This is a genomic window from Hydrocoleum sp. CS-953 (assembly GCF_002260545.1).
Classification (GTDB): Bacteria; Cyanobacteriota; Cyanobacteriia; order Cyanobacteriales; family Microcoleaceae; genus Trichodesmium.
The window spans coordinates 1-5,543 of sequence record NZ_LGSU01000937.1 but is presented as its reverse complement, the minus strand read 5'-3'; the positions used below and the strand labels follow the sequence as shown (position 1 = coordinate 5,543).

Sequence of the window (5,543 nt, the reverse complement as noted above, 5' to 3'; positions counted from 1 at the left end):
CCCCTATCCAAGGGGAGGCTTTAAACCACAATATTTTGGTAATTATTAATTATTAATTGTTAATTGTTAATTGTTAATTGTTAATTATTAAACCCCTGCTAATAACAAGTTTTTGATAATTAGGAAAATCTTCCATTTAAGTCATTTTTGGTGAAATAAATTTCCGAGAAATCCTTCTAAACCTCCTTTTCCAGTCCGCTCACCTTTAATCTTCGCCAAATTTTCTAATAACTCTCTTTCGTCTGCAGTAATTTTTGTGGGAATATCAATTTCGATTGTTATCAGATGATCCCCACGACTTACCGGATTACCTAATCTCGGAACTCCTTTATCTTCCAAAGTTAAAACAGTATTTGGCTGAGTGCCTGCTGGAATTGTTAATTCCGACTTACCATCAACTGTATTAATTTCCAGAGAACAGCCTAGAATTGCTTGTAGATAGCTAATTTTTATTTGGGAGAGAATATTAATTCCATCTCTTTGAAACTCTGGGTTATCTTTGACAGCCAGGAAAACATACAAGTCTCCTGGAGGCCCGCCCATCTTACCAGCATCTCCTTCATTCGAAACTCGTAGACGAGTACCATTGTCTACCCCTCCTGGGATAGTAATTTTGATCTTTTTCGTTACCTCGTTCTGGCCACGACCTCCACAAGTTGGACATTTTTCCTCTATTATCTGCCCAGTACCATTACATGAGGGACAAACTGAAACTTGAGTAAAACTACCAAAAGGAGTTCTTGTTGCCCGGCGAACTTGACCAGTGCCTCCACAAGTAGAACAAGTTTGAGGTCTTGTGCCTGGTTTAGCTCCTGAACCACCGCAGGTTTCGCAATTTTCCAGATGCTTAATTGTTAGTTCTTTATCTCCACCAAATATAGCTTCGTGGAAGTCCAGATTTATATCTAAACGTAGGTCATCTCCTCTAACTGGACCTGTACGCCTACGTCCTTGAGTTCCCACTCCTCCTGAGAACCCACTAAAAAAGCTTTCAAATATATCAGCGAAACTGTCTGAAAAGTCCGTTGAGAAACCTGATGCTCCTCCTCCTGATACTCCTGCTTCTCCAAAGCGATCGTAACGAGCTTTCATTTCAGGCTCAGAGAGAACTTCGTAGGCACGATTTATTTCTTTAAAGTGCTCTTCTGCCCCTGGCTCTTTATTCACATCTGGGTGGTACTTACGAGCCAAGCGGCGGTAGGCACGCTTTAGTTCCTCCTTATCTGCAGTACGAGAAACACCTAGAATTTCGTAATAATCGCGGGCCATAGAGCTATTTGCCTAGAATTAATGTTAATATGTCTACTTTGGAATTTTATATTTTTATTTGGCGATCTTAATGTTTGGTCTTAATTTCCCGGTACATTGATTATCGCCTTTTGCTAGTTTAGCACAGACTTATGAGAAATCTACATATTTAGGGTTTGCTGAAAAAGTATGAGTGGTAGGGGTAGGAGTCACCCCTAACCCCTCCGGTGGACGGGAAGTCAGGAGGCACAGGGAATGAGTGAAGAAGTAGGAGTGAGAATTATCCCTTGATTTTTCTGCCCAACTATGCACCTAAAATACTCACTTTTTCAGCTTTTGGCTCTAAACAGCGGGTACTTTTGTCAACCTATAAAAGCCAAACTGTTTATCTGTCAATGGTTTGAGAATTAATCAGCAAGCCCTAATTATTAATAATTAATAATTCGGTAAGGAAGAAGGAAGAAAGAAAAACGTTACTAATGGTAGATATTTCCCCAACTTTTACACGCTCCGATACCAACGGACATGATATTAGACGTGATACCTGACACTTTTTTCTAACTAAAAAACGCTAAAACATTTATATGTCAATACTTTGAGATTTATTAGCAATTCCTCATTCAACCCCTCTAGTTGTCGTTTCTCCCCACACTTCCCTACTCCCTACTCCCTACTCCCTACTCCCTTTTTTCTATAGAAAAGGATTTTTCCCAAATTCATTCTCAGGCTCTTGAGTTGTTTCCTGAACTTTGGTTGAACTGACGTCATTTGTAGTGGAGTCAGTATCAACCAATATTTCACTTTCTACTTTTTTAGTAGAGGCTTCTGGCTCTGTAATTTCTGGTTCTACTTTTTTAGTAGAAGTTTCTGACTCTATAATTTTTGGTTCTACTTCTTTAGAAGTTTCTGGCTCTGTAATTTTTGAATCTGGAAGCATCTTAGAACTTTTATCTTCTTCTGGTAATTTAGGCTTTTCACTGCCTCCTTGTTCATATAAAGTTTCACCTAAAGCAAAAAGCTGTTGCCTAAATAATTCAATCTGCTGATTTAACTGGTCATAATTAATTTCCGTTTCCGAATTAATCAAAACTTGCTTTAACTCCTCATAACTATTGCCAACTTCTGTAGCTACCTGCTCATCAATAACATCACCATGTTCTTTAATAGTTGCTTCATAATTATACAAAAGAGTATCTGCCTGATTTCTCAATTCTGCTAATAGTTTTAATTGATTATCTTCTTCCGCATAAGTTTCTGCTTCCTGCTGCATGCGTTGAATTTCAGCTTCACTCAGACCACCTGTATTACTAATTTCAATACTTTGTTCTCTACCAGTTCCTTGGTCTAAAGCTTTAACTTTCAGAATTCCATTAGCATCTATATCAAAATTAACTTCAATTTGTGGTATACCTCTCGGAGCAGGAGGAATTCCTTTCAGTAAAAATCTACCCAGACTCTTATTATCCTTCACCATGGCTCGTTCACCCTGGAGGACATGAATCTCCACAGACGTTTGTCCATCCACAGCAGTAGAATACATTTGGGAGCGACTGGTAGGAATTGTCGTATTTCTCTCAATCACCTTAGTATATATTCCTCCCAAAGTTTCTAACCCCAAGGACAGAGGAATCACATCTAATAACAAAAGGTCTTTAACTTCACCCCCCAAAATACCAGCTTGAATAGCCGCCCCTAAAGCCACAGCTTCATCAGGGTTCACCGAAGTATCAGGAGTTTTACCATTAAAATAATTACCTATTGCCACTTGAACTGCTGGTATTCTAGTAGAACCTCCCACGAGAATAATTCTATCTATATTTTCTGGCTTCATCCCAGCATCTTTAATAGCTTGTTCAACTGGTTTAATCGTGCTTTCAACCAAAGGTTGCACCAATTTTTCAAATTGAGCGCGAGTTAGCTTGGTCTCCAAATGTTTTGGCCCTGTTTCGTCAGCCGTAATAAATGGTAAATTTATATTGGTGGCCTGGGTAGAAGAAAGTTCGATTTTGGCCTTTTCTGCTGCTTCTCGAAGTCTTTGTATTGCCATTTTATCTGGAGACAAATCTGTGCCTTCTTGATCTCTGAACTTTTCTACTAACCAACGGACTATACGATTATCAAAATCATCTCCTCCTAGATGATTGTTACCGGAAGTAGCCTTAACCTCAAAAATTCCATCTCCTAACTGTAAGATAGAAACATCAAAAGTGCCCCCTCCCAAGTCAAAGACTAAGATAGTATGATCTTCGTCCTGTTTATCTATGCCGTAGGATAATGAAGCAGCAGTTGGTTCATTGATAATTCTTAGGACTTCCAAACCAGCAATAGTTCCTGCATCTTTCGTTGCTTGTCTCTGTGCATCTGTAAAATAGGCTGGTACTGTAATTACAGCTTGCGTAACAGAATCACCTAGATATTTTTCAGCATCTTGCTTCATTTTTTGCAGAATCATGGCTGAAATTTCTTGAGGAGTATAGTTTTTTCCTCTAATCTGGACATTTACAGTATTTTCTTTACCCTGAATACTGGTGTAGGGAACTCGGGAGCGTTCTTCTTCAGTATCTTCCCATCTTCTCCCGATAAATCTTTTAATACTATAGACAGTATTTACTGCATTAGTTACTGATTGTCGCTTTCCTAGTTGGCCAATTAAACGTTCATTTCCTTTGCCAAATCCGACAATACTAGGTGTTGTACGTCCACCCTCTGAATTGGAAATTACAAGAGCTTTCCCCCCTTCTAAGACGGCCACACAACTATTAGTTGTCCCTAAATCAATGCCAATGACTTTTCCCATAGTGCTTCGGCGTTCTTAATAGTCAAAAATATTTTTTTTATTGGTAATGAAGCTTGAAGCTTGAAAGCTTCTGCTCAGGCTTTAAAAATGAAAAAATCTAGCTTTTTTCTTATTTTTTTAGCTGATAATTACGTTTTTTTTCACATCTTAGCTCAAGTATATTTTTGGGGAATATTTTTGTTTCAAAGATGTAAAAAAAATATCTAATTTGGAAAATCATAAGAGACTTTTTTCCAATTTTCACTAATGTTAATTCTATCCAAAAATCATTAGTTTTATTTGTTTAAGTTGCATTCAGAAAAAATCTTAGTTAAGTTCCGACAATTGAATTTAAGTTTTAGTATTTTTGTTTTTGTTGTGGCTGATTTTGGATAGGTCTGAATACAACTTAAAAGGAGGATAATTCAATCAAAAATAACTAACCAGTATGGCGCTATGCGCGAGTCAAAAGTTAAAAGTAATCCATGATTGAGTTTGAGCATTTATAAATGTTCTAACCTTTGTTTCGACTACTATATTAACTTTCTGTATCGGTTTGATTTTCTGCTTCATCATCTGTCGGTTCTGGTGCTGTTGCTACTTTTACCATAGCATGTCGGAGTACACGCTCGCCTAGGATATAACCACGCACCAACTCTTCTATTACGGTTCCTTCTGGATGCTCTGTTGTTGCCTCTCGCATTACTGCTTCATGTAGATTCGGGTCAAACTCTTCACCTTCTGGGCGCATAGGAGAAACTCCTAATTTTTTCAAAGAATCTACCATTTGCTTATAGACACTTTGATAGCTTTTATGAATAGTCATTTCTCCATCATTTGCTGGTTTTATCTGGGAACGAGCACGCTCAAAGTTGTCAATTACTGGTAATAATTCAATGATTGTGGCACACTTAACCTGTGTATCCAATTCTTGCTTTTCCTTTTCTGTCCGTTTACGGAAGTTGTCAAAATCTGCTCCTAGTCTTTTGTATAGAGTCTCTTTTTCCTCTAGTTGAAATTTGGTAGTTTCTAACTGAGTTTGTAAGGATTCATAAGCCTCCTTCAATAAGACTATTTCTTCTGATATTGGCTCAAATTTCTGCTGCTCTGTCTCTACAGAGGCATTATCTTCAGACACTTCTTTGTTATTCTCTACCTTTTGAGATGAATCTAAGTCTACACTTTCCTCAACAGCAACTTGAACATCTTGAATATTTTCATTTATTTCTTGATTTTGTGTTTCTGTAGAGGGGGTCTCTCCTGCCATTTTATTCTCTCCTAATACTTAAGGCTATTACTGGTTTTTGTGTTGCTTTTTTACCCTGATTTATCATATCACAATCAAGAAGCAATACATAATCACTGAAACTCTAACAGTGTTAATATTAGTTTATGTTAACTATGTCTATTTTCATAGCTTTTAAATTTTTGAGATTATTAATACTTGAAACACTAATAACCTGTTGTTAGCAAATATAGTAGGTTCTAAAGATTATGAGATTTGATTATTGAGTAAGAT

Annotated in this window: 3 protein-coding genes; all 3 read right to left on the bottom strand. The window is 37.3% G+C overall.

Annotated features, from left to right (window positions below; genetic code table 11):
* Window positions 1-141 precede the first annotated feature (141 nt).
* Complete coding sequence (gene dnaJ, locus AFK68_RS12875; protein ID WP_094673164.1) at window positions 142-1,269, bottom strand: molecular chaperone DnaJ; 1,128 nt, start codon at window positions 1,267-1,269, stop codon at window positions 142-144.
* A 670-nt stretch (window positions 1,270-1,939) separates the two neighbouring features.
* Window positions 1,940-4,045 (bottom strand): molecular chaperone DnaK, encoded by a 2,106-nt coding sequence (dnaK, locus tag AFK68_RS12870; protein ID WP_094673163.1) that lies wholly within the window; start codon window positions 4,043-4,045, stop codon window positions 1,940-1,942.
* A 517-nt stretch (window positions 4,046-4,562) separates the two neighbouring features.
* Window positions 4,563-5,291: a nucleotide exchange factor GrpE gene (grpE, locus tag AFK68_RS12865; protein WP_094672339.1), complete on the bottom strand. Its 729-nt coding sequence runs from the start codon at window positions 5,289-5,291 to the stop codon at window positions 4,563-4,565.
* Window positions 5,292-5,543: the final 252 nt, after the last annotated feature.

Excerpts from the sequence above, each read along its gene's own strand:
- dnaJ (WP_094673164.1), bottom strand. The coding sequence starts at position 1,269 with ATGGCCCGCGATTATTACGAAATTCTAGGTGTTTCTCGTACTGCAGAT.
- dnaK (WP_094673163.1), bottom strand. The coding sequence starts at position 4,045 with ATGGGAAAAGTCATTGGCATTGATTTAGGGACAACTAATAGTTGTGTG.
- grpE (WP_094672339.1), bottom strand. The coding sequence starts at position 5,291 with ATGGCAGGAGAGACCCCCTCTACAGAAACACAAAATCAAGAAATAAAT.